This is a genomic window from Lysobacter yananisis, from assembly GCF_031199375.1.
Classification (GTDB): Bacteria; Pseudomonadota; Gammaproteobacteria; order Xanthomonadales; family Xanthomonadaceae; genus Lysobacter; species Lysobacter yananisis.
Genome location: NZ_CP133568.1, coordinates 713,232 through 736,237 on the forward strand (window position 1 = coordinate 713,232; position 23,006 = coordinate 736,237).

Below are 23,006 nucleotides of genomic sequence, written 5' to 3' on the forward strand. Positions count from 1 at the left end.
GCTGGTGGTCGCAGGCCGTCGGCCGCGCCCACCGGATGGGTTAGACCGCGGCGGCGCCGCCGACGATTTCGGAGATTTCCTGGGTGATCGCCGCCTGGCGCGCCTTGTTGTAGACCAGGTTCAAGGTGCCGATCAGCTTGGTGGCGTTGTCGCTCGCCGCCTTCATCGCGACCATGCGCGCGGCATGCTCGGACGCCACGTTCTCCAGCACCGCCTGGTACACCAGCGACTCGATGTAGCGGGTCAGCACGTGGTCGAGCACGGTCTGCGCATCGGGTTCGTAGATGTAGTCCCAGTCGTGCTTGGCGACCTGGGTTTCCGGCGCCGGCAGCGGCAGCAGCTGGTCGAACGCCGCGCGCTGGGTCATGGTGTTGACGAAGTCGTTGTAGCAGACGAACACGCGATCGACGGTGCCGGCGCTGTAGGCGTCGAGCACGACCTTGATCACGCCGATCAGCTGCTCCACGTGCGGCTGGTCGCCCAGGTGGGTGACCGAGGCGAGCATGTTGACCTTGATCCGGCGGAAGAACACCGAGGCCTTCTGGCCGATGGTGACCACGTCGACCTCGACGCCCTGCTCCTGCCACTTGCGGAACTCGCCGAGCAGCTTGCGGAACAGGTTGTTGTTGAGGCCGCCGGCCAGGCCGCGGTCGGACGACACGATCACGTAGCCGACGCGCTTCACGTCCTTGCGCTCGACCATGTACGGATGCCGGTAATCGGAATTGGCCTGGGCCAGGTGTCCGATCACCTGCTTGATCACGCGCGCGTACGGGCGCGAGGTCTTCATCCGATCCTGCGCCTTGCGGATCTTGGAAGCCGAGACCATTTCCAGCGCGCGGGTCACCTTGCGGGTGTTCTGCACGCTCTTGATCTTGGTTTTGATTTCGCGTCCGCCTGCCATCTCTCGCTCGCTTTGTTCGCTTTAGGGCGTGGGGTTCTGGGTGGCGCGCAAACCGGCGCGGCCGGCTTGCGCTATGCGACCCGCCTTACCAGGTCCCGGTCTGCTTGAACTCTTCGATGCCCTTCTTGAAGGCGCCTTCGATTTCGTCGTCCCAGCCGCCGGTCGAATTGATCTTCTCGACCAGGGCGCCCTGGGTGTTGAGGAAATGTCCGTGCAGCGCGTCTTCGAAGGCGCCGATCTTGGCCACCGGCACGTCGTCCATGTAGCCCTTGTCGACCGCGTAGATCGACAGCGCCTGCAGCGCGATCGACATCGGCGCGTACTGCTTCTGCTTCATCAGCTCGGTCACGCGCTGGCCGCGCTCGAGCTGCTTGCGGGTGGCTTCGTCGAGGTCGGACGCGAACTGGGCGAACGCCGCGAGCTCGCGGTACTGCGCCAGGGCGATGCGGATGCCGCCGGACAGCTTCTTGATGATCTTGGTCTGGGCCGAGCCGCCGACGCGCGACACCGAGATGCCGGCGTTGACCGCCGGGCGGATGCCGGCGTTGAACAGGTCGGTTTCCAGGAAGATCTGGCCGTCGGTGATCGAAATCACGTTGGTCGGCACGAACGCCGAGACGTCGCCGGCCTGGGTCTCGATGATCGGCAGCGCGGTCAGCGAACCGGTCTTGCCCTTCACTTCGCCGTTGGTGAACTTCTCGACGTAATCGGCGTTCACGCGCGCGGCGCGCTCGAGCAGGCGGCTGTGCAGGTAGAACACGTCGCCCGGGTAGGCTTCGCGGCCCGGCGGACGGCGCAGCAGCAGCGAGATCTGGCGGTAGGCCACGGCCTGCTTGGACAGGTCGTCGTACACGATCAGCGCGTCTTCGCCGCGGTCGAGGAAGTACTCGCCCATGGTGCAGCCCGAGTAGGCGCTGATGTACTGCATCGCGGCCGATTCGGAGGCGGTGGCGGCGACGACGATGGTGTGGGCCAGCGCGCCGTTCTCTTCCAGCTTGCGCACCACGTTGGCGATCGAGGAGGCCTTCTGGCCGATCGCGACGTAGATGCACTTAATGCCGGTGCCCTTCTGATTGATGATGGCGTCGATGGCCATCGCGGTCTTGCCGGTCTGGCGATCGCCGATGATCAGCTCGCGCTGGCCGCGGCCGATCGGGATCATCGAGTCGACCGACTTGTAGCCGGTCTGCACCGGCTGGTCGACCGACTTGCGCCACAGCACGCCCGGGGCGACGCGCTCCACCGGAGCGGTCAGGCTGGCGCCGATCGGACCCTTGCCGTCGATCGGCTCGCCGAGCGCGTTGACCACGCGGCCGAGCAGCTCGCGGCCGATCGGCACTTCCAGGATGCGGGCGGTGGTCTTGGCCACGTCGCCTTCGCGCAGGTGCTCGTAATCGCCCAGGACCACGGCGCCGACCGAGTCGCGCTCCAGGTTCAGCGCCAGGGCGAAGGTGTTGTTCGGCAGTTCGATCATTTCGCCCTGCATCACGTCGGCCAGGCCGTGGATGCGCACGATGCCGTCGGACACCGAGGTCACGGTGCCTTCGTTGCGCGCTTCGGCGGCCAGCTTGACCTTCTCGATGCGGGTCTTGATCAGTTCGCTGATTTCGGACGGGTTGAGCTGGGTGCTTGCCATTGTCGTTTCCTTGGTCCTGCATCGCGACGAAGCGACGCGCGGGTGCTTTCTTTTTTACGGGGGGCGGGAGTCGGGAACCGGAAGCGCTGCGCTTCGACGATTCCCGGTTCCCCGTTCCCGGCTTTAACCGGCCAGCGCCGTCTGCAGGCGCGCCAGCTTGCCCTTGAGCGAGCCGTCGATCACCACTTCGCCGGCGTCGATCACCGCGCCGCCGATCAGCGAAGCGTCGATGGCCGTCTCGATCTCGACCTGGCGGCCGAAGCGCTTGACCAGCGCGGCCTTGATCGAATCGAGCTCGGCCGCCGGCAGGTCGCTGGCGGAGGTGACCTTGGCCTTGACCACGCGGTCGGCGTCGGCGCGCAATTCCTCGAACAGGCCGGCGATTTCCGGCAACAGGGCGAGGCGGCGGTTGTCCGCGAGCAGGGTCAGGAACCGCTGCACGGGTTCGTCCGCGTGGTCGATCGCGACCAGGGCGACGGCGTCGCTGACGCTCAGGCGCGGATGACCGAGCACCGACTGCACCTGCGGATCGGCGGCGACGCGCGCCGAGAAGGCGAGCGCTTGCGACCAATCGGCGGTGCGGCCGGCGTCGCGCGCCAGCGCGAACGCGGCGCGGGCATACGGTCGGGCGAGGGTGAGGTTCTGGCTCATCGCGTTGGGCTACCCGGTCAGATTTCCGCGGCCAGCTCGTCGAGCAGCGCCTTGTGGGCGTTGGCGTCGATTTCGCGCTTGAGCAGCTTCTCGGCGCCGGTGACGGCCAGCGCGGACACCTGCTTGCGCAGGTCCTCGCGGGCGCGGTCGGCGGCGGCGGCGATTTCGGCGTCGGCCAGCGCCTTCAGGCGCGTGCCTTCGACCATCGCGTCGGTCTTGGCCTGGTCGACGATCTGGTTGGCGCGCGAATGCGCCTGCTCGACGACTTCGTTGGCCTTGACGCGCGCTTCGCGCACGATTTCATCCGCCTGCGCGCGCGCCTGCTGGATGAGCACCTCAGCGCCTTCGGCATTCGCCAGACCCTGGGCAATCTTTTGTTGCCGTTCTTCGATCGCCTTGTTCAGGGGCGGCCAAATGAACTTCATCGTGAACCAGATCAGGATCGCGAACGTGATCATCTGGCCGAAGAAGGTCATGTTGATATTCATGACAGCTCCGATGGGACGCTGCGGGCGCTAAGGCCCGGGAGAGCCGCCCGCTCGCGCGGACGGCTCAGACTGCTCGCTGAGCGAGGATCAGCCGGCGGCGCCGGCAGCCTGCAGGGCGCCCAGCAGCGGGTTGCCGAAGGCGAACAGCAAGCCGACGGCCAGCGCGATGATGAACGCCGCGTCGATCAGGCCGGCCAGCAGGAACATGCGGCCCTGCAGCATCGGCACCAGTTCCGGCTGACGGGCGGCCGACTCAAGGAACTTCGAGCCCATCAGCGCGATGCCGAGGCAAGCGCCGATCGCGCCGAGGCCGACCATGATGCCGATCGCGATAGCGGTCAGGCCCTGCACATTGGCGATGAATTCCATGGTTTTCTCCTACTGAAACGTTGGTTTGGCTAAAGGAAAGGGTGAAACGCGCAAAGAACTAAAAGGTGGAACGCGGGTCAATGACTCTCGTACGCGCCGGCGATGTAGACGACGGTGAGGATCATGAAGATGAAGGCCTGCAGCAGCACGATCAGGATGTGGAACAGCGCCCAGGCGGCGTTGAAGATCACGCCCGGCACGAACATCAGCAGACCGCCGCCGAGCAGGCCGGCGATGAGCATGAACACCAGCTCGCCGCCGTACATGTTGCCGAACAGTCGCATCGCCAGGCTGACCGGCTTGACCAGGTACTCGATGACGTTGAGTCCCAGGTTGGCCGGAGCGAGCGCGATCTTGGCGCCGGTGCTGTGAGCGTGGAACGGAGCGGTGAGCAGCTCCTTGCCGAAGCCCAGGCCGCCCTTGGCCTTGACCGAGTGATAGAGGATCAGGAAGAACACGGTGGTCGACAGCGCCAGCGTCGTGTTCAGGTCCGCGGTCGGGACCCAGCGGAAGTAGGTGTGGTGCGCCACTTCGGCGCCGGCGGTGGTCTTGACCACCCAGCCTGGCAGGTCGAGCGGCAGCAGGTCCATGCCGTTCATCAGCACGACCCAGACGAAGATCGTCAGCGCCAGCGGCGTCAGCGAGCTGCGGTCGCCGTGGAAGCTGTCCTTCACCTGGCCGTCGATGAACTCCAGGATCAGCTCGACGAAGGCCTGTCCCTTGGACGGCACGCCCGAGCTGGCCTTGCGCGCGAAGAAGCCGAACCAGGTGATGAAGACCAGGCCCAGGATCAGCGAAACGACCCAGGTGTCGATATGGAAGGCACCACCACCCAGCGAGATCGTGTTCTGCTGAAGATGGTGCTGGATGTATTCGTTCAGGCCGCCCGAACCGGTCTGTTCACTCACGAAAGACACCTATCGTTTCAAAAGATTGGCCAGTGCGAACGCCAGCGTCGCCGCCGACAGACTCACCAGCATTGGCAGGGGAGGCAGACGCCACACGGCCATTCCGAGGCCGAGCACCGTCAATACCGCCACCCATTTGAATATGACTCCGAGCAACAACCGCCCGATCGCCGACCCGGCCGGTTGCACGCCGCCCCCCAACGCCATCCTGGCGGCCGCGAGATTGCCGGCAACCGCCGCGCCACCGCCGACCGCAGCCGCCAGCGCGGACGACGCACCGAGGGAGAGGAAGGCCAGCGCGACCAGCGCCGTCGCGCCGGCTTGCCAAGCAATCGCGCGCGACGCCAGCCGGCGGCCTGCGGACAATGGATCGTGCACGCGGGTCTCGTCGGTCTGGGGTTGGCGCAAAGCGCCCGGTAGAGCCGCAAAAGTATAGAACGAGGGCGACTTTGCGGCAACCGGCGGCAGTCACAGCCCTGCCATAGGCGTCATGGGGGGCGGCGACGGCGGCGGCGGTCTGCGCGTTCATGGCCGCGACTATGCCGGCAAGGGCTAGAGCGTTGAATTACCTGGGAGGTAAGCCGGCAGGCGCGGGGCACGAAATCGATAGATAACGACTATCGAAACGGTCGCATCATTCGATTTGCGTTCTGACCGCGAAGGCGTAACTTGAGAATCATTCTCATCCGAGCCCATTCCCATGGAGAAGACCCTCAGCTTCGCCGGCGTCCACTTCACCGTCGCCTTCCTGGTCGGCTACCTGATGACCGGCAGCGTCTGGGTCGGCGGCGCCCTGGCCCTGGTCGAGCCGGCCTGCAACACCGTCGCCTTCCACCTGCACGAGAAGGTGTGGAAGCGGATCGAACGGCGCCGCGCCGCGGCCGCGGCGACAGTCGGCGGCGACGCGCTGGCGACCTGATCGAAATCTTTGACGGACTGCGGAACCTTTCCGCGCCGCACCGGTCAGTATCCAGGAACGCCCGCCGCCACTCTCTCCTCGTCAATGGCAAAGCAGCGGCGGGCACCCCGAAGCCCCGGCACGACCCGCCGGGGCTTCGCCTTTTTCGGCGTACAGATTTCGACGACTCGCGTCACAGTTCATCGCTTGCGGCTTTGCGCGATCGGTCATCGCGGTTTTTTTCACGGTTACTCCACCTGAACGACGGCATCCATGTACGCACCAGTACACGAATGTGCTGCCTTCCCCCTGTATATCCGGAGTGATCCTGTGACCAACCGATTCCTTCCGTTGACGCTGGCGCTGCTGGGCGCGAGCGCCGCCTACGCCCTGCCCGCGCACGCCGAGGACGACCGATTCACCATCCGTCTGGGCGCGATGTCGGTGGATACCAGCGGCGAATTCACCGCCGGCACCACGTTCCGCGGCAACCCCTATGAGTTCAGCCAGGACTTCGATTTCGGCAGCAAGGAAACCGTGCCGCGCCTGGAAGGCCTGTTCAAGTTCGGCGACCGCCATCGCCTGCTGTTCAATTACTGGGGCTACGACAAGAGCAAGACCGCGCGCCTGACCCAGGACGTGTCGTTCGACGACACCACCATTCCCGCCGGCAGCTTCGCCCGCGCCAAGACCAAGTTCGAACTGGCCAGCGCGATGTACGACTACGCGGTGGTGGAAACCGACACGGTCAGCTGGGGCCTGCAGATCGGCGTGGAGTACGCCAAGATCGAAGGCAAGCTGCGCGCCCAGGCCGGCACCGCGAACTACAGCGACGGCCGCAGCGAGGACGGCTACGCGCCGGTGGTCGGCAGCCGCCTGACCCTGTCGCCGAACGAGCACTGGCGCTTCGTCGTGCAAGGCCAGTACCTCGACGCCGGCTGGGGCGACTTCGGCGACTACAAGGGCGACATCAGCCGCGCCAACGCGCTGGCCGAGTACCGCTTCACCGAGAACGTCGGCGTGTTCGTCGGCTACGACTGGTTCAAGATCAACGCCAAGCGCAGCCGCGACAACGTCGATATCGGCCTGGACCAGCGCTTCAAGGGGCCGATGGCGGGCGTGACGTTCTCGTTCTGATCGGTCGGCGCGCCGCCCCTTGCGGGCGGCGCGCCCGCGGTTTCAAGGAAAGCCGGGCAGGAATCCGTAGGGATTCTCCAGGCGCTGCCGCAGGCAGGTTTCCAGCGCGGCCGGCATCATCCCGAACTCGGCGCGGTACGCGTCCATCGCGCGCTCGCTCTCGATTGGCCGCTGCACCACTTTCCGCTCGGGATAGTCGAACTGGGTGCCGTAGCGCTGGCGGCGGCCATCGGCGAGGCGCAGTACGTCGACGCGTTCCATGGCGTTGCGCAGGGTGAAGGGGTCGATTCCGGGCGAGCGCCGCTGGGTGTCCAGGAACGCCTCGGCCAGCCGCTCCTGGCGCGCGGCGTCGCCGCGGTCGCGCTCGATCGCGCCCCACAGCGCCTGCACGCCGTCCTCGCCGATCTCGGCGATGCCGGGCATCGGTTGGCGCCGGAGGATGTCGCCCAGCCGCCGGACCGCGGCCTGGACTTCGGCCGGAGGCGAAGGCGGCGCGCGCCTCGGCTGGGCGCCTTTTCCGTCCGCCATCGAATCCGCCGCGGCATCGGCGGCGGCTGCTGCGGCATCGGCCGCCGCCGCCGCTGCATCGGCCGCCGCCGCGGCCGCTTCGACGCCCGGGTTGGATCCGTCGAGATAGGGACGCTGGAGCGCCTGTGCGGACAAGCGCAGCACGGCTTCGCGCAGCGCCGGGTCGCGCGGCGGCGACAGGCTGCGCCGCAACAGGTCGGCGCGATCGATCCGCGCACGGGTGCCGTCGCGCCAAGCCTGTCCGCCCGGACAGGCCAGATAGTCCGCCTCGCTGGGAAAGCGCGGCAACACGACGGTCGCGGCGGCCTCGCCCAGGCCGAAAGCGGCGACCAACGCCGCCAGTACGAACGACCTCGTCTTAGCCCTTCTTCTTGGGGATGTAGAGATCGGTGATCGTTCCATCGAACACCTCCGCGGCCATGCCGACCGATTCGCTCAGGGTGGGATGCGGATGGATCGTATGGCCGATGTCGGCGACCTCGCAACCCATCTCGATCGCCAGCGCCACTTCGGAAATCAGGTCGCCGGCGTGCACCCCGACGATGCCGCCGCCGACGATGCGGTGGGTGGCTTCGTCGAAGACCAGCTTGGTGAAGCCCTCGGTGCGGCCGATGCCGATGGCGCGGCCGCTGGCCGCCCACGGGAACTTGCCGACGCCGACCTTCAGGCCCTTGGCCTTGGCTTCGGTCTCGGTGACGCCGACCCAGGCGATTTCCGGGTCGGTGTAGGCCACCGACGGGATCACCCGCGCCACCCATTCCTTCTTCTCGCCCGCGGCCACTTCGGCGGCGAGCTTGCCTTCGTGGGTGGCCTTGTGCGCGAGCATCGGATTGCCGACCAGATCGCCGATGGCGAAGATGTGCGGCACGTTGGTGCGCATCTGCCGGTCGACCGGGATGAAGCCGCGCTCGCCGACCTGCACGCCGGCCCGGTCGGCGCCGATCTTGGCGCCGTTGGGCGCGCGGCCGACGGCGACCAGCACGCGGTCGTAGACGCCCGATTCCAGCGCCGGCGCCTTGCCGGCCTCGGCGCTTTCGAAGCTCACCTTGATGCCTTCCTTCAAGGCCTCGGTGGCCGCGGCCTTGGTCTTCAGGTGCACGGCCACGCCCTGCTTCTTGAGGCGGTCGGCGAGCGGCTTGACCAGATCCGGATCGGCGCCCGGCATCAGCTGGTCGAGGAACTCGACCACGGTGACTTCGCTGCCGAGCGCGCGGTACACGGTGGCCATTTCCAGGCCGATGATGCCGCCGCCGACGACCAGCAACTTGGCCGGCACGTCGGCCAGTTCCAGCGCGTCGGTGGAATCCATGACCCGCTTGTCGTCCCACGGGAAGTTGCCGAGCTTCACCGCCTGCGAACCGGCGGCGATGATGCATTGCTCGAAGCGGATCAGCTGGGTGCCGCCCTCGCCCTTCACTTCCAGTTCGTTCGGCGACACGAACGCGCCGACGCCGACCACGGTGCGCACCTTGCGCTGCTTGGCCATGCCGGCCAGGCCCTTGGTCAGCTGGCCGACCACTTTTTCCTTGTACTTGCGCAGCGCGTCGAGGTCGATGGTCGGCTTGCCGAAGCTGACGCCGTAGTCGCTGGCGTGCTCGGCCTCGTCGATGACCGCAGCCGCGTGCAGCAGCGCCTTGGACGGGATGCAGCCGACGTTGAGGCAGACGCCGCCGAGGCTGGCGTAGCGTTCGACCAGCACGGTGTCGAGGCCGAGGTCGGCGGCGCGGAACGCGGCGGTGTAGCCGCCGGGGCCGGAGCCGAGCACGAGCATGCGGCATTCGACGTCGGCCTTGGGGCCGCTCGCGGCGGCGGCGGTCGGGGCCGGCGCGCTCGCGGCCGGCTTCGGCGCTTCGGTCGCGGCCGGCTTGGCCGGCTTGGCCGGTTCGGCGGCGGCGGGCGCACTCGCGGCGGCCTTGGGCGCTTCGGCCGGCGCGGCCTCGCCCGCGCCCTCGGCCTCCAGGATCGCGATCACCGCGCCCTGCGAGACCTTGTCGCCGACCTTGACGCTGATCGACTTGACCACGCCGTCGGCCGAGGACGGCACTTCCATCGTCGCCTTGTCCGATTCGAGCGTGACCAGGCCCTGGTCCTTCTTGACCGTGTCGCCGACCGCGACCAGCAACTCGATGACCGGTACGTCGTCGTAGTCGCCGATGTCGGGAACCTTCACTTCGATGCTGTTGGCCATGACGCGGCAATCCTCTTGGAAATCTTCGCTGGCGCGCGCACGGGGCGCGCGCGGTGGGGGAGCACGGCCAGGCCATGCGTGGCGCCCGCCGCGGCGGGGGCCGGAAAAGCGCCGGTGCGCGCGAGCGTCGCCGCCGCGCGCGCCGGTGCGGTCACGATGCGGGCGCGGCCTGCAGCTGGCGTTCGAGTTCGTCCAGCGATTCGCCCAGCGCGCGCCAGCGGCGCTCGCGCTTGCCGGCGCTCTCGTTGGCCGCCTCGGTCAGCAGCGTGGCCTGCTCCATCAGGGTTTCGCCGTAGCCGCAGTCGGGACGCGCGCCGCTGACGCGCAGGCCGTCGACGACGAACAGCAGTTGTTCGGAATCGCGGTACTCGGCCGGCCTGTCGGCCGGCACCGCCTGTTCCAGCGCACGCTTCCAGGTCGCGACCAGGCGCTGGGCCAGCGCGGCCGGGATCGGCGCTTCCTCGCTGTCCACGTCCTGGTCCACGCGCAGTTCCAGCGCGCCGCCGCCGCGCGAGCCGTTCCAGACCTGGACGCGCCCGTCCGGCCTGGCGTGGCGCAGGGTCCAGTCGGCGCCGTCGGCGGCGGCCGCGATCAGCATCAGCCCGCTCTCGGTGCCGCGGGTCGGCAGCAGGGTCAGGCTCAGCCGCGGCTCGGCCTTGGCCGCGAGCAACTGCTCCACGGCCGAACCGTGGTTTTCCGTCGCTGGCGGCCAGCCGCGGCCGAGCGGCAGGCGGCAGCCGTCGGCGGCCTGCGCCAGCGGCGCGGCGAGGACGGCGGCCAGGCCGAGCCAGGCCAGGCGGCGGGAGACGGAAGCGGAACGCGGGTGACGGCTCATCGGCGGAGGGGATTCCTGGTGGCGGGCGGTACGGGCGGATCGGTACGGGACGGACCGGCGCGGAACGGACCGGCGGCGACGACCGGGCGCGGCGAACGGCCGCGCACCGCGGCCGCCGACGCGGACGACGACGTGACGTTTACAGCAGCGAGCGGCGCATGTCGGCGAGCAGCTGCGCCAGGTAGGCGGTGAAGCGCGCCGCCGCGGCGCCGTCGATGACGCGGTGGTCGTAAGACAGCGACAGCGGCAGGATCAGCCGCGGCGCGAACTGCTTGCCGTCCCACACCGGCTTGGTCGCCGACTTCGACACGCCGAGGATCGCGACTTCCGGCGCGTTGACGATCGGGGTGAACGCGGTGCCGCCGATGCCGCCGAGCGAGCTGATCGAGAAGCAGCCGCCGCTCATGTCGGCCGGGCCGAGCTTGCCGTCGCGCGCCTTGGCCGCCAGTTCGCCGGTTTCGCGGGCGATCTGCAGCACGCCCTTCTTGTCGACGTCGCGCACCACCGGCACGACCAGGCCGTTCGGCGTGTCGGCGGCGAAGCCGATGTGAAAGTACTTCTTCAGCGTGAGGTTCTCGCCGCTGGCGTCGAGCGAGGCGTTGAAGGTCGGGAACTTCTGCAGCGCGTTGACCGAGGCCTTCATCAGGAACGCGAGCATGGTCAGCTTGATGCCGGCCTTTTCGTTTTCCTTGTTGAGCGCCACGCGCAGCGCTTCCAGGTCGGTGATGTCGGCGTCGTCGTGCTGGGTGACGTGCGGGATCATCGCCCAGTTGCGCGCCAGGTTGGCGCCGGAGAGCTTCTGGATGCGGGTCAGCGGCTTGGTCTCGACCTCGCCGAACTTGCTGAAGTCGACCTTCGGCCACGGCAGCAGGTTGAGGCCGCCGCCGAGCGCCGGCGCGGCGCCGGCCGCGGCCGGCGCGCCTCCGCCGCCCTGCATGACGCCCTTGACGAAGGACTGCACGTCTTCCTTGCTGATCCGGCCGCCGCGCGCGCTGCCGCTGACGCGCGTCAGGTCGACGCCGAGCTCGCGCGCGAACAGGCGCACCGCCGGGCTGGCGTAGGGCACCTTATCGGGCATCAATTCTTCGGCGGTGAAGGCCACCGGCGGGGTGCGCGGCGGCAGCGCTTCGGGATCGGTGCCGGCGGCGGCGCCGGGCAGCGGGGCCGGAGCCGCGGGCTGGGGCGCTTCGGCCTTCGGCGCCGGAGCGGGTTCGCTCTTGGCCGGCGTGGGGGCTTCGGCCTTGGCGGGGGCTTCGGCCTTGGCGGGGGCGGCGGGTTTGGCCGCTTCCTCGGCCGGCGCCGGCGCCTGCTTTGCGTCCCCTTCGGTGGGTTCGATCAAGGCCACCACGCTGCCTTCCGCCAGCTGATCGCCGAGCTTGACCTTGAGCTCGCGCACGATGCCCGCGAACGGCGCCGGCACTTCCATCGTGGCCTTGTCCGACTCCAGCGTGACCAGGCCCTGGTCCTGGGTCACCGTGTCGCCGACCGCGACCAACAGTTCGATGACGGGCACGCCGTCGTAGTCGCCGATGTCGGGGACGCGTGCTTCCTTCAGATCAGCCATGTTCGTGGGGCTCCGCAAATGCGCGAAAACCCTAATTGTGGCGTGTGCGGCCGGTTGCGCCAACCGCACCGGGGCCGGTGCAGTACTAAAGGCCTAAGCGGCACAGCCCGTACGCCGCCGGCGTGTGCGTACGCCCCAGTATTGCCGTCGGCGGCCCGTCGGCGAAGCGGCGCGCGCCGGGGCGGACAGGTCCGCCTCAGGCCGCGCCGCAGCGGTCGCTCAGCGCTTGCCGGCCTCGTCCGTACGCGGCGGCGCGGGGGTGTAGTCGACCTTGAGCAGGTCCAGCGGGCGGCCGTCGAAGCGGTAGGCCAGCGCGTTCTCCAGTTCGTCCAGCGCGCGCACGCTCTGGCACAGGCGATCGCTGCGGCGCTCCAGGGACTCGGCGCGCGGCTTCACCGCGGCTTCGATCTGGGCGTCGAGATTGTCCAACTGCTCGAAGCGCTTGATGTCGCCGCTGAGCGCGGCGCTGACCGCGCCGCCGACGAGGTCGCCGATCACCAGCGGCACCGCCTCGCCGACCGCCTTGCCGATGCTGTCGCCGAGCAGCTTGCCGCTGAAGCGGGTCGGGCCGATGGCGTCGCGCAGGCCGGCGTCGAGCTGCTTGCGCGCTTGCGCGACCTTGGCCTGGGTGCGGTCGGGGTGGTTGCCGAGCTTGACCGCGACCTCGCCGAGCGCGGCCAGGGCGATGTCGGCGGCTTCGCGGGCGATGGCCTGGGTCTCGGGCATGGTCGCGCGCGCGCCGCGCTCGAACTCGGCCAGCCGGCGCGCGTCCGGCGCGCTGAGCTCGACCCAGCGGTCGTCGACGAACAGCCGGCCCTGGCGCATCACGATCGCCTTGGGCGCGCCGTCCTGGCGGGTCAGGATCAAGCTGCGCTGGTTGAGGGTGAGCTGGTACGGGCTGTCGATCTCGCAGCGGCTGTCGATCTCGACGCTGGCGGAGGCGGCGCCGCAAACCAGCATCGTGGCGGCGGCGGCGAAGCGGAACAGCGGGCGGGCGGGCATCGTCGCGTCCTCGACGGTGGGATGGGCGCAGCTTGCCGCCGACGCCGCCGGCGCGGCACGTGCCTTTCGATGGCATGACCTTCGTCATGGCGGTTGGCCGTGCCGATCGTGGCGGCTCGCGCGCGGCGCGGGATGCGGTCGCGCAGCCGGCGGCGCCGAACGCGCGCGCGGCGGGTTGCGCGTGCATCGGTTCTCGGCGCCGCGCGAACGCGTGCGCGGCGAACTTCCTGCGAAGACAAAACGCTTCGTTTCCGTTCCGTTCAAGCGGCGCGCGCGCATCCGCGCCATCGCATCCACTCGCTTGCGCGTCCTCGCGCGGCGCGCACCGAAGCACGCGCGCGCATCGTTCATGTTGCGGCCATGCGCATCGGACAAGGCCGTTTTTCAGGCGTTTCCTCGCTAAAACGCGATCGCGTCGAGGCGCTCCGCGCACTGAACCGCATCCGCGCGCATGCATCGTCGGCGGTTTTTCGCGCCGCTCTTCGTTCGTTCATTTCATTCATTTTTGCCTTGAAAACAGGCCTCTAACACGATCCTCGCGTGAAAAGTTCCTTCACGCGCGTCCGCGCGGCAAGTTCGGTTCATGCATGCGTTGCTAACTTGCGCCCCGCCTCCCCCAAGGCAACACAGCAGTACACACAACAACACAGGAGTCCACTCCATGATCCGCTTCCGTCATTTGACCCTTGCCATGCTCGGCGCCCTGGCCTTCGCCCCGGCCGCCTTCGCTCAGGATGCTTCCACCGACAGCGCCAGCGGCAAGCGCTTCGCCATCGTCGGCGGCTACGCCCTGAGCCAGCCGACCAAGAACCCGCAGATCGGTGGCGTGCGCACCGACGTCGACGGCGACGGCGCTCCGACCCTCAGCGCCAGCTACTTCTTCAACGACAACTTCGCCATCGAGGCGTGGGGTTCGGCCGACAAGTTCGGCCAGCGCCTGAACTCGAACGGCGGCAAGATCGGCAGCGTCGATTCGCAGCCGGTCGCGCTCAGCGGCCAGTACCACTTCCGCGGCGCCGACAGCATCGTGCGTCCGTTCGTGGGCCTGGGCTACTACCAGGCCAACTACACCGGCGAGAAGCTGCTCAACGGCCAGCGCCTGGGCGTGGACAACGCCAAGGGCGGCATCGCCACCGCCGGCGTCGATCTCAACATCAATCCGACCTGGTTCGCCCGCGCCGACGTGCGCTACATGCAGGGCAGCAAGTCGGACGTGAAGCTGGACGGCGTCAAGGTCGGCGAGGCCGAGCTGAACCCGGTCACCGTCGGCGTCGGCATCGGCGCGCGCTTCTGACCGGATCGCAGGCATCCGCCGGCACCGCAGCAAGCAGTAGCAGTACCGTAGTGGCAGTAGCTTGAACGCAGTACGCAGTACGCAGTCGCGACACCGCAGTACGCAACAAGCAGCACAGCAGTACGTAGCAAGCAGTAGCGGACGGGCTCCTTCGGGAGCCCGTTCGTTTTTTGCGCGACGGTTTCCGCGCGTTCGTCGCGCGCGTCTTATCGACGGGTTCGTCCCGCCGTGCGCACCGCTCAGCCGGAGCCGTCGTCGAGGAACTGGATCAGGTAGAACCCAGCGCCGCGCGGATCGCTCAGGCGCGCGATGCGGACCACGCCGGTGGCCTCGAACGGCGCCGCCTCCAGCCGTCCGCCCAGCGCCAGCGCGCGCTGCACGCAGGCCTCCACGTCCGCGACCTGCAGGTAGATCGACCAGTGCGGGGCCAGGCCGCGCCACTCCGGCCGCATCTGCAGCAGGCCGCCGAGCATGCGCTGCCCGTCGGCGAACACCCGGTAGCCGTCCGGTCCGCTCGGATGGCTGCGCATGCGCCAGCCGAACAGTTGCTGGTAATAGCGTTCGGCGCGGTCGATGTCTCCGGTGGCCAGTTCGGCCCAGCACACCGCGTTGTCGACTCCCAGCGCGTCCACCCCGGGATGGGCGCGCTGCTGCGCCAGCGAGAACACCACGCCTTCGGGGTCGGCGCATACCGCCATGCGCACGTGCTCCATCAGTTCGAACGGCGCGGCAACCATGCGCCCGCCCAGCGCGACCGCGCGCGCGACCGCCTTGTCGCAGTCGGCGGTGCGGAAATACACGCCCCAGTGCGGGCCGCCGATGCCGTCGATGCCGGTCACCGCGCCGGGCACCAGGGTGTAGGTGCCGGCGACGTCGCGGCCGTCGAGCTTGAAGATGGTGTAGAGGCTGCCGTCGGGCATCGGCGTGCGCTCGACCGTCCAGCCGAACAGCGCGCGGTAGAAGGCTTCGATCGCCGGCTGGTCGTCGGTGGCCAACTCGAACCAGCACGGAGCCCCCGGAGCGTGGACGAGTGCGGTCATCGCGATGTTTCCCCCGTGCTACTGCCGACTGCGTCTCGACAGTAACTCCGGCGGCGGCGGCCGTCATGGCGCGCTGCGGCGAGAAAACGCCGCGGTCTTTAAGGATGTTCAGCTTCGAGGTGAACGCGCTCGCGCCGCAGCAGGTACAACCCGCTGGCGACGATGATCGCGGCGCCGATCCAGGTGACCGCGTCGGGCAGCACGCCCCACAGGGTCAGGTCCAGGATCACCCCCCAGATCAGCGCGGTGTATTCCAGCGGCGCGATCAGCGAGGCCTCGCCGAGGCGGAAGGCCTCGGTGACCGCGTACTGGCCGAGCGAGCCGGCCACGCCCAGGCCGGCGATCAGCCAGGCGTGCTCGGCGCGCAGCGGCACCCAGTCCTGCCAGGCCAGCGCGCCGGCGCCGAGGGTCATCAGCGTCATCAGCCAGACCATCATCGCCTGGGTGCTGTCGGTGCGCGCGAGCACGCGCACGGTGATCGCGGTGACCGCGTAGCCCAGCGCCGCGCCGAGGATCGCCAGCGCGGCGACGCTGAACATGCCCGCGCCGGTCGGCCGCAGCAGCACCAGCACGCCGAGCAGGCCGATGCCGATGGCGACCCAGCGCCGCGGCCCGACCCGTTCGCCCAGCACCGGGCCGGACAGGGCCGTGATCAACAGCGGGGCGATGAAGAAGATCGAGTACGCGGTCGACAGCGGCAACCGGTTCACGCCGTAGACGAACGACGCCATCATCCCGATGCCGAGCGCGCCGCGCAGCAGGTGCAGCGGCCAGCGCACCCGCAGCAGGCTGCGGCTGCCGCCGCTGGCGAAGGCCCAGGCCAGCACGAACGGCAGCGACGAGGCGCCGCGCAGGGTCGCCACCTGGAACGGCGGGTAATGTTCGGACAGCAGCTTCAGCAGCGCGTCCATCATCGAGAACATCAACACCGCCGCCAGCATGGTGGCGATGGCGCGGCGCGCGTGCGGGTTGGCGGCGGTCATGGCGCGGACGCCGCGGAGGCGGCGGCGAAGCGGCGGGAGAACGGCGGAGTCATGGCGGAAGCGGCGTCGGGGTCCGGCATCATGACCCGGCCGCGGCGGGCCGTCATCCGCCTGCTGCCAGCGCCTGGCAGCAGGGTGTCAGGGCGACGGCGCACCGGCCAGGCGATGCCGGCGCAAGCGGCGGCGCAGGCCGAGGGTGTAGACCAGGTAATAGCCCAGCAGCAGCCCGCCGATCGCGAACAGGCCGCCCTGGCGCGGCAGCCAGGCGTGCGCCGCGTCGGCGCTCCACGCGTGCAGGCCCTGCCACAGGCCGTAACCCAGGCGCGCGGCGATCAGCAAGGTCAGGCCGAGCGCGATCCAGCGGCTGGGGGTGTAGTAGAGGCCGCGCGGTTCGTCCTCGAACCGGGTCAGGGCCAGGCCGAGCGCGCCGAGCAACAGCCCGGCCGCGAGTCCGCCGGCGGCGAACAGCGGCGCGTCGGCGACCCAGTGGCCCGACACCCAGGCGCCGGCGAAGAACAGCAGCAGCGACAACAGCGAGAACCCCGCGCCCAGGCTCACCGCCCAACCGAGCGCGCGCCGGCGGGCCTTGCCGTAACGGTAGCGCTGGATCAGGCCGACCGGGATCAGCAGCGCCCACAACAGGGCCAGGGCCAGCAGGGCGAGCGGGATGAGCAGCAGCGGCATGGGGGCAGTCTACGGCCCCGCGGGACGCGGGAGGGTGTCGGGCCCTCCCGCCGGCCCCGATCAGGCCGCGTTTTCGAGGCTGGCGATGTCGATCACGAAGCGGTAGCGCACATCGCCCTTGATCATCCGCTCGTAGGCCTCGTTGATCGACTCGATGCCGATCAGTTCGATGTCCGAGGCCACGCCGTGCTCGGCGCAGAAGTCGAGCATCTCCTGGGTCTCGCGGATGCCGCCGATCAGCGAGCCGCCGAGCTTGCGCCGCTGCATGATCAGCGCGCCGGCCGCGACCGGCGTGGGCTTTTCCGGCACGCCGAGCAGGACCATGGTGCCGTCGACCTTGAGCAGGCTCAGGTAGGCGTTGTAGTCGTGCTCGCCGGAGACCGTGTCGATGACGAAGTCGAAGCTGCGCCCCAGGCGCTTGAAGGTGTCCTTGTCGCGGGTCGCGGCGAAGGCGTGCGCGCCGAGTTCCAGCGCGGCTTCGCGCTTGGACTCGGAGGTGCTCAGCACGGTCACCCGCGCGCCCATCGCCACCGCCAGCTTGACCGCCATGTGGCCCAGGCCGCCGAGGCCGACCACGGCCAGTTCGTCGCCGGCCTTGACGCCGTAGTGGCGCAGCGGCGAATAGGTGGTGATGCCGGCGCACAGCAGCGGCGCGGCGCGGTCGAGCGGGATCGATTCGGGGATGCGCAGCACGTAGGCCTGGTCGACGGTAATGCGGGTCGAGTAGCCGCCGTAGGTCGGCGCGCCGCTGCCGCGCTCGGTCGAGTTGTAGGTGCCGGTCATGCCCTGGTCGCAGTACTGCTCTTCGCCGGCCTTGCACTGCGCGCATTCGCGGCAGGAGTCGACGAAGCAGCCGACGCCGACGGCGTCGCCGACGTTGAAATTCTTGACGTTGGCGCCGGCCCGGGCGACCCGGCCGACGATCTCGTGGCCCGGCACCATCGGGAAGATCGAACCGCCCCACTCGTCGCGGGCCTGGTGGATGTCGGAATGGCAGACGCCGCAGTAGAGGATGTCGATCAGCACCTCGTCCGGGCCGGGTTCGCGGCGGTCGATCGAGAACGGGGCCAGGGGCGAATGCGCGTTCTGCGCGGCGTAGGCAGCGGTCTTGGGCATGGGGGATTCCAGGTGGCGTGGACGGGACGCAGCGGCCGCCGCGGATCGGCCCCGGGTCGTGACCGGGGCGGACGGGCGCTGGGCCGTTCATTCTAGGCGCGCGGCGTCGCGCCGGCGTCAATCCGACGCGCCCGCGAGCGCTGCGCCGCTGCAACGCTGCGTATCGCCGCCGCGCTTGCGCTACCCTGTGCGGCGTTTCCCCCATCGTGCGAGTGCGCCATGCCTTCTTTCGACGTGGTTTCCGAAGTCGATACCCACGAGCTCACCAACGCGGTCGACCAGGCCAACCGCGAGCTGTCCACCCGCTTCGACTTCAAGGGCGTGGATGCCAAGTTCGTCCTCGACGACAAGCAGATCACCCAGTCGGCGCCGAGCGAGTTCCAGCTCGAGCAGATGACCCAGATCCTGCGTCAGCGCCTGTCGGCGCGGCAGATCGACGCGCGCTGCCTGGAGTTCGGCGACATCGAGACCAACCTGGCCGGCGCGCGGCAGAAGATCGCCGTGCAGCAGGGCATCGAGCAGAAGCTGGCGAAGAAGATCGCCGCGGCGATCAAGGACGCCAAGCTCAAGGTCGAGACCCAGATCAACGGCGACAAGCTGCGCGTGACCGGCAAGAAGCGCGACGACCTGCAGGCCGCCATCGCCCTGCTGCGCGCCGGCGACTTCGAGCGCCCGCTGCAGTACGACAACTTCCGCGACTGAGCCCGCGGCGTGGACGAGCGCGGTCCCGATCCCGTCGCCGAAACCGTGCGCTGGCTGGAGCGCGCGGTGATCGGGCTGAACCTGTGCCCGTTCGCCAAGGCGGTGCTGGCCAAGCGCCAGATCCGCTTCGTGCTGAGCCATGCGCGCACGCCGGAACAGTTGCTGGAAGAACTCTCGTCGGAACTGGTGCTGCTGGAACAGACCCCGGCCGAGCGGATCGACACCACGTTGTTGATCCATCCGCAGGCGCTGACCGACTTCCTCGAGTTCAACGACTTCCTCGATCTCGCCGACGAAGCGGTGGCGCTGCTGGACCTGGAAGGCGAGATCCAGATCGCCAGCTTCCACCCGGACTACCAGTTCGCCGGCACCGCCTTCGACGACATCGGCAACTGCACCAACCGCTCGCCCTACCCCACCTTGCACCTGTTGCGCGAAAGCAGCGTGGAGCGCGCGGTGGCGGCGTTTCCCGATCCCGACGCGATCGTGGAGCGCAATCTGGCGACGCTGGAAAAGCTCGGCGCCGAGGGGTGGCGCAAGCTGTCGGCGTGGAATTTCGGCGGCTGAGTTCGATGCGGTTGCGTTGAGATCGCCGGGGTAAAACCAAAACGCTTCATTCCCGATCCGCGTGGCCCACGGACGCGTCGCGCCGCTGCAGATGCGCGGCCATCGACTCCAGCCACCAGCGAAGCGGGAGTTCGGCACCGAAGGTGTTCTTTGAGAATTGTCGCGACCGCAACTTCGCTGTTGCCAGGCGCGACGTCGACCGGCTGCATCGCCGGAACCTTCGGGCGACCCGGACTCGCTCTTGACCCTTGGCGTTGGCCAGACAGGTGCCAGGTACACTCCGCGTGCCAAGCGGACACACCTCTCGAATGGGCCTTTCGATCTGGGGCCCGCATCGCGTTGCCCGCTTGATCGCCTCCTCAAAATGGGCCTTGATGCACAACCAAAAGCTGCGCATCGTTGGCCTCGCCGGGCACCCAGGCGATGGACGCGGCGAAGGATGGATCCGATGACACGCACTGCCGCCATTCGCCCCGCGGATCGCCCTCACCGCCCCAAATCCCGCCCGCACGGCCGCTGGTGCTTCTTGGCGCTTGCTTTGGCTGGCGTGGCGGCGTGCGCCCAGCCAGCGACCGACCCCGTCGCAGCGTCCCGCCAGGAGCAGCCCGCCATGACGGCCCCCGATTCCGCCGCGTCCATCACGCCAGAACAGGCCGCCGACGACGCCGCCGCGGCATCCGACCGGGCCGCCGGCCCAGCCTCCGGGTCGGCGCCGCGCATTGCGGCCGCCACCGCGCTCCCGCTGCCGCAGGGCCCTGCGCTGGAGACCGAGGAGTTGCGCACGCGGGTTCTCAAGCTGATCGCGGGGCTGAGGACCGTCCGGGACACCGAAACCTCGGCCGTGGCGAAGGTTTTGAACGTTCCGTTCGGCCCGGACCCAGAGGAGCCGGATCTCCAAGTGGTGCGAGGCCGCCTGGGAAGCGCAGGACGCTACTACATCACGGTGGGGTCGGCCGGTCGCGACATGCCGGGCAAGCGAATCGAAATCCGCTTCATTCCCGAGGGCTGGAGAGGGGATCCGCGAGACGCGGAAAACGCCTTGTCCACCTGCGGCCTCGACTTTGCCCCCCTCCACGAGGACATCGTCAAACTGGGGTACTGGGGCGCCGAAAGCCCGCTCTATCTCAGGGAGTTCTGGTCTTACCGCAAGGACTGGCCAGCCAACAACATCACCTTCTACCTGGTCGTGAACCTCTACCGAGCCACTGGCGGCGATCAGCCCAAGGGACGTCCTTGTGTGCTCTACATCGAGATCACCGCCGATGATGCCGAGGTCGATCATGGCTAAGCCACTGCCTTCGCAACTGCGCACGATAGTCGGCGCGTTCGCCAGCCAGCCGGGCATTCCTCCGGGTGCGGCGCGCGACGTCGAAGCGGCAATCGCGAGTTCGCCGTACCTTGCTGCCGTAATGGTCGACGCGGCGAACCAGCGAGCTCTCAAACGCATCGACGTGAGCATCGAGAAACACGAAGGCGGCCACTACGACAAGGAAAGCGGCACGGTATTCCTCAGCGCGGACAGCTTCACCAACAAAACGTTCAAAGAACAGACCCGCCTGGACATCATCACCAGCACGCTCGGGCACGAAACCGGCCACGCGCTCACCGCCAACGCACGCAGCCTCGAACTCCAGAGGTTTTCTCACGATGTCGGCGCGGCGTTGAACGACGGCGTCGGCAACGCGTCCTATGTCGACTTGACCCGCGAGAGCCAGCGCTACCTCGATTTCACCCGCAGGGACGAGGCCTTGGCCGAACTGGTGGGCTTGAACGCCCTCGCCAGCCGCGTTTCAGGCGGACAGGCCGACCGGTTCGACAAGAGCGAGTTCTTGGTGCGCGCCGCGGCCACCACAAGCTGCGTGAAGGTAGCAGAGGGCACCAACAAAGCGACCTTGGCCCCAGGCATCAGCCTGCGCGACGACGGCATGCAGTTGACCGGCAACCGCTTCAAGAGCGCGGCCGTGGAGGCCGTGGCGGCCTGCCACTACGACCAGAGCGCCACGCTGGGCCGGCACGGAGACTCGAACTACCGCAACTACTACGGCCCTCAAGTGCTGACCACCATCGCTTCCGCCCACGCCGACGCCGCGGTAGGAACCACGCGGGCGGTGCCGGAAGTCCGGCTGGATCTGCATCGCCTCAAGCTCGACCTGGGGCAGATCGAACGCAACGGGGTCGACCTGGACACCCCCAGCAACCGCTTCGGGTTCACGGACACCAGCCACGGCAAGCCCGAACTCAAGATGGTTCGGGACACGAGTTCGGGAATGGACAAGGCCCCCAAAGACACCGTGGCCGAAAGGGCGGCGCCGATGCGGGCGGACCATCCCGGCCACCCCGATCACGCGGCCTTCGAGATGTTCCATCGCGCGGCCCAGGCCGACGGCCGCTGGAGCCAGACCGAGGCCCGCAACCTCGCCGCAGCCGGTTTGGCGGCCGTGAAGGCAGACCCGACCGTGGGGGCCAACCTCTCCGGGGTCATGATCGGCATGGGCGCGGATGGACGCACGAACCTCATCGGGTATGCCTCCCCGCACGGACCGGCCGGGCCGCACCACCATCTGGCGATCGACGCCGACAGCGCAGCCCGAGCGCACGCGCAGACGAGTCTGGAACGGGTCGAGCAACTCAACCAGCAACAGGCCCGGCAGCAGGCTCAGGCCCCGACGCAAGGCCCGGATGGCCCGACCGGCCCCAGGATGACGCGCTAGGGCGCCGTCGGAGGCGCGGCCGCGGATCGAATCGAAATGGATTCCGGCCTCCGCCGGAACGACGGAATCGGAGCGCAGCTGGCGCGTGCGATCGCTCAGCCGGCCCGGGCCGCGCTCTTCGACAGCGCACGTTCCAGCAAATCCCGCGCCTGCTCCAGCGACGCCACGATGCGATGGCCGAACGCGCGCAGTTCCTCGCCCGGCGCGACCAGGTCGGGCACCTGGATCGGCGTCGCCCCGGCCGCGAGCGCGGCGCGCACGCCGGGCTCGGAATCCTCCAGCACCACGCAGCGGCGCACGTCGACGCCGAGCTCGCGCGCGGCCAGCAGGTAGATGTCCGGCGCCGGCTTGGGGTGTTCGACGTCGCTGCCGGCGACGATCGCGTCGAAGCGCTCGATCAAGCCGCTCGCGGCGAGCTTGGCCAGCGCGCGCGGGCGCTGGGTCGAGGTCGCGACCGCCTTGGGCACGCGGTGCGCGTCGAGCAAGTCGAGCAGTTCCAGCAGGCCGCGTTTGCGCGGCAAGCCGGCGGCGACACGTTCGTCGTAGAGCCGATAGCTGGCGTCGCGCAGGCGGGCCGCAGCCTCGGCGCCGAAATGCCCGCTGAGGTGGGCGAGGCTGGCGCGGTCGTGCATGCCGACCATCGCCAGCCACACCTCGTCCCCGGCGGCGAGATTTTCGGCCACGGCGGCTTCGCGCCAGGTTTCCAGCATCGCCTGCTCGCTGTCGAGCATCAGGCCGTCCATGTCGAACAGCACGGCGTCGGGAACGAACTCCAACGCCACGGAAGTCTCAGCCACGGGG

The 23,006-nt window shown here is 68.9% G+C and carries 25 protein-coding genes; 8 read left to right on the top strand and 17 right to left on the bottom strand.

Annotated elements, in window-relative coordinates:
* Positions 1-40: 40 nt before the first annotated feature.
* The 7 genes from atpG to RDV84_RS03085 all read right to left on the bottom strand — a co-directional run bounded on the left by atpG (position 41) and on the right by RDV84_RS03085 (position 5,334).
* A complete protein-coding gene (gene atpG / locus RDV84_RS03055) occupies positions 41-904 on the bottom strand; it encodes a F0F1 ATP synthase subunit gamma (protein WP_057946217.1) in 864 nt (287 codons plus the stop codon).
* 85 nt (positions 905-989) lie between these two features.
* Positions 990-2,540 carry a F0F1 ATP synthase subunit alpha gene (gene atpA / locus RDV84_RS03060; protein ID WP_078996619.1) on the bottom strand — a complete coding sequence of 517 codons (1,551 nt, stop codon included), beginning with the start codon at positions 2,538-2,540 and terminating at the stop codon, positions 990-992.
* Between the two features lie 123 nt (positions 2,541-2,663).
* Positions 2,664-3,191 (bottom strand): F0F1 ATP synthase subunit delta, encoded by a 528-nt coding sequence (locus RDV84_RS03065; protein ID WP_057946215.1) that lies wholly within the window; start codon positions 3,189-3,191, stop codon positions 2,664-2,666.
* A 17-nt stretch (positions 3,192-3,208) separates the two neighbouring features.
* Positions 3,209-3,679, bottom strand: coding sequence for a F0F1 ATP synthase subunit B (locus tag RDV84_RS03070; protein WP_057946214.1), 471 nt, complete (start codon positions 3,677-3,679; stop codon positions 3,209-3,211).
* 87 nt (positions 3,680-3,766) lie between these two features.
* Positions 3,767-4,048 carry a F0F1 ATP synthase subunit C gene (gene atpE, locus RDV84_RS03075; protein ID WP_057946213.1) on the bottom strand — a complete coding sequence of 94 codons (282 nt, stop codon included), beginning with the start codon at positions 4,046-4,048 and terminating at the stop codon, positions 3,767-3,769.
* Positions 4,049-4,125: 77 nt separating this feature from the next.
* Complete coding sequence (gene atpB / locus RDV84_RS03080) at positions 4,126-4,956, bottom strand: F0F1 ATP synthase subunit A (protein WP_057949941.1); 831 nt, start codon at positions 4,954-4,956, stop codon at positions 4,126-4,128.
* A gap of 9 nt (positions 4,957-4,965) precedes the next feature.
* Entirely contained in the window at positions 4,966-5,334 is a 369-nt protein-coding gene (locus RDV84_RS03085; protein WP_231783944.1) for a hypothetical protein, read from the bottom strand.
* 322 nt (positions 5,335-5,656) lie between these two features.
* Between RDV84_RS03085 and RDV84_RS03090 the strand changes: the two genes are divergently transcribed.
* Positions 5,657-5,875: a DUF2061 domain-containing protein gene (locus tag RDV84_RS03090; RefSeq protein WP_057946211.1), complete on the top strand. Its 219-nt coding sequence runs from the start codon at positions 5,657-5,659 to the stop codon at positions 5,873-5,875.
* Positions 5,876-6,184: 309 nt separating this feature from the next.
* A complete protein-coding gene (locus RDV84_RS03095) occupies positions 6,185-6,991 on the top strand; it encodes a hypothetical protein (protein ID WP_057946210.1) in 807 nt (268 codons plus the stop codon).
* A gap of 42 nt (positions 6,992-7,033) precedes the next feature.
* Here the strand turns inward: RDV84_RS03095 and RDV84_RS03100 are convergent, their stop codons facing one another.
* The 5 genes from RDV84_RS03100 to RDV84_RS03120 form a co-directional block, all read right to left on the bottom strand.
* Positions 7,034-7,921, bottom strand: coding sequence for a hypothetical protein (locus tag RDV84_RS03100; RefSeq protein ID WP_309152402.1), 888 nt, complete (start codon positions 7,919-7,921; stop codon positions 7,034-7,036).
* The gene (gene lpdA / locus RDV84_RS03105; protein WP_309152403.1) at positions 7,878-9,707 is read right to left on the bottom strand and encodes a dihydrolipoyl dehydrogenase; all 1,830 of its coding nucleotides are present in this window, start codon (positions 9,705-9,707) and stop codon (positions 7,878-7,880) included. Before lpdA ends, RDV84_RS03100 begins: the two co-directional genes overlap by 44 nt.
* A gap of 151 nt (positions 9,708-9,858) precedes the next feature.
* Complete coding sequence (locus RDV84_RS03110) at positions 9,859-10,542, bottom strand: hypothetical protein (protein ID WP_250446507.1); 684 nt, start codon at positions 10,540-10,542, stop codon at positions 9,859-9,861.
* A gap of 139 nt (positions 10,543-10,681) precedes the next feature.
* Complete coding sequence (locus tag RDV84_RS03115; RefSeq protein ID WP_309152404.1) at positions 10,682-12,106, bottom strand: dihydrolipoyllysine-residue acetyltransferase; 1,425 nt, start codon at positions 12,104-12,106, stop codon at positions 10,682-10,684.
* A gap of 219 nt (positions 12,107-12,325) precedes the next feature.
* Complete coding sequence (locus RDV84_RS03120; RefSeq protein WP_309152405.1) at positions 12,326-13,108, bottom strand: DUF2884 family protein; 783 nt, start codon at positions 13,106-13,108, stop codon at positions 12,326-12,328.
* A gap of 99 nt (positions 13,109-13,207) precedes the next feature.
* On the opposite strand from RDV84_RS03120, the gene RDV84_RS03125 reads away from it, so the two are divergent.
* Positions 13,208-13,636, top strand: a complete 429-nt coding sequence (locus RDV84_RS03125) for a hypothetical protein (RefSeq protein ID WP_309152406.1) — start codon at positions 13,208-13,210, stop codon at positions 13,634-13,636.
* Between the two features lie 133 nt (positions 13,637-13,769).
* Positions 13,770-14,402 carry an OmpW/AlkL family protein gene (locus tag RDV84_RS03130; RefSeq protein WP_309152407.1) on the top strand — a complete coding sequence of 211 codons (633 nt, stop codon included), beginning with the start codon at positions 13,770-13,772 and terminating at the stop codon, positions 14,400-14,402.
* Between the two features lie 239 nt (positions 14,403-14,641).
* Here RDV84_RS03130 and RDV84_RS03135 read toward each other — a convergent pair whose 3' ends face one another.
* The 4 genes from RDV84_RS03135 to RDV84_RS03150 form a co-directional block, all read right to left on the bottom strand.
* On the bottom strand, positions 14,642-15,442 hold the full coding sequence (locus RDV84_RS03135) for a VOC family protein (protein ID WP_309152408.1): 801 nt from the start codon (positions 15,440-15,442) through the stop codon (positions 14,642-14,644).
* Positions 15,443-15,540: 98 nt separating this feature from the next.
* Positions 15,541-16,425, bottom strand: a complete 885-nt coding sequence (locus RDV84_RS03140; protein WP_309152409.1) for a DMT family transporter — start codon at positions 16,423-16,425, stop codon at positions 15,541-15,543.
* A 138-nt stretch (positions 16,426-16,563) separates the two neighbouring features.
* Complete coding sequence (locus RDV84_RS03145; protein ID WP_309152410.1) at positions 16,564-17,109, bottom strand: CcdC protein domain-containing protein; 546 nt, start codon at positions 17,107-17,109, stop codon at positions 16,564-16,566.
* A 60-nt stretch (positions 17,110-17,169) separates the two neighbouring features.
* On the bottom strand, positions 17,170-18,225 hold the full coding sequence (locus RDV84_RS03150; RefSeq protein ID WP_309152411.1) for an NAD(P)-dependent alcohol dehydrogenase: 1,056 nt from the start codon (positions 18,223-18,225) through the stop codon (positions 17,170-17,172).
* Positions 18,226-18,444: 219 nt separating this feature from the next.
* Between RDV84_RS03150 and RDV84_RS03155 the strand changes: the two genes are divergently transcribed.
* From RDV84_RS03155 to RDV84_RS03170, 4 genes are all read left to right on the top strand, one after another.
* Complete coding sequence (locus tag RDV84_RS03155; RefSeq protein WP_057946199.1) at positions 18,445-18,927, top strand: YajQ family cyclic di-GMP-binding protein; 483 nt, start codon at positions 18,445-18,447, stop codon at positions 18,925-18,927.
* A gap of 9 nt (positions 18,928-18,936) precedes the next feature.
* Positions 18,937-19,494: a DUF1415 domain-containing protein gene (locus RDV84_RS03160; RefSeq protein WP_078996607.1), complete on the top strand. Its 558-nt coding sequence runs from the start codon at positions 18,937-18,939 to the stop codon at positions 19,492-19,494.
* A gap of 610 nt (positions 19,495-20,104) precedes the next feature.
* Positions 20,105-20,782: a hypothetical protein gene (locus RDV84_RS03165; RefSeq protein WP_309152412.1), complete on the top strand. Its 678-nt coding sequence runs from the start codon at positions 20,105-20,107 to the stop codon at positions 20,780-20,782.
* Positions 20,775-22,205 (top strand): hypothetical protein, encoded by a 1,431-nt coding sequence (locus RDV84_RS03170; protein ID WP_309152413.1) that lies wholly within the window; start codon positions 20,775-20,777, stop codon positions 22,203-22,205. The genes RDV84_RS03165 and RDV84_RS03170 overlap by 8 nt, the downstream gene beginning before the upstream one ends.
* Positions 22,206-22,300: 95 nt before the next feature.
* Here the strand turns inward: RDV84_RS03170 and RDV84_RS03175 are convergent, their stop codons facing one another.
* The gene (locus RDV84_RS03175; protein WP_309152414.1) at positions 22,301-23,002 is read right to left on the bottom strand and encodes an HAD family hydrolase; all 702 of its coding nucleotides are present in this window, start codon (positions 23,000-23,002) and stop codon (positions 22,301-22,303) included.
* Positions 23,003-23,006: the final 4 nt, after the last annotated feature.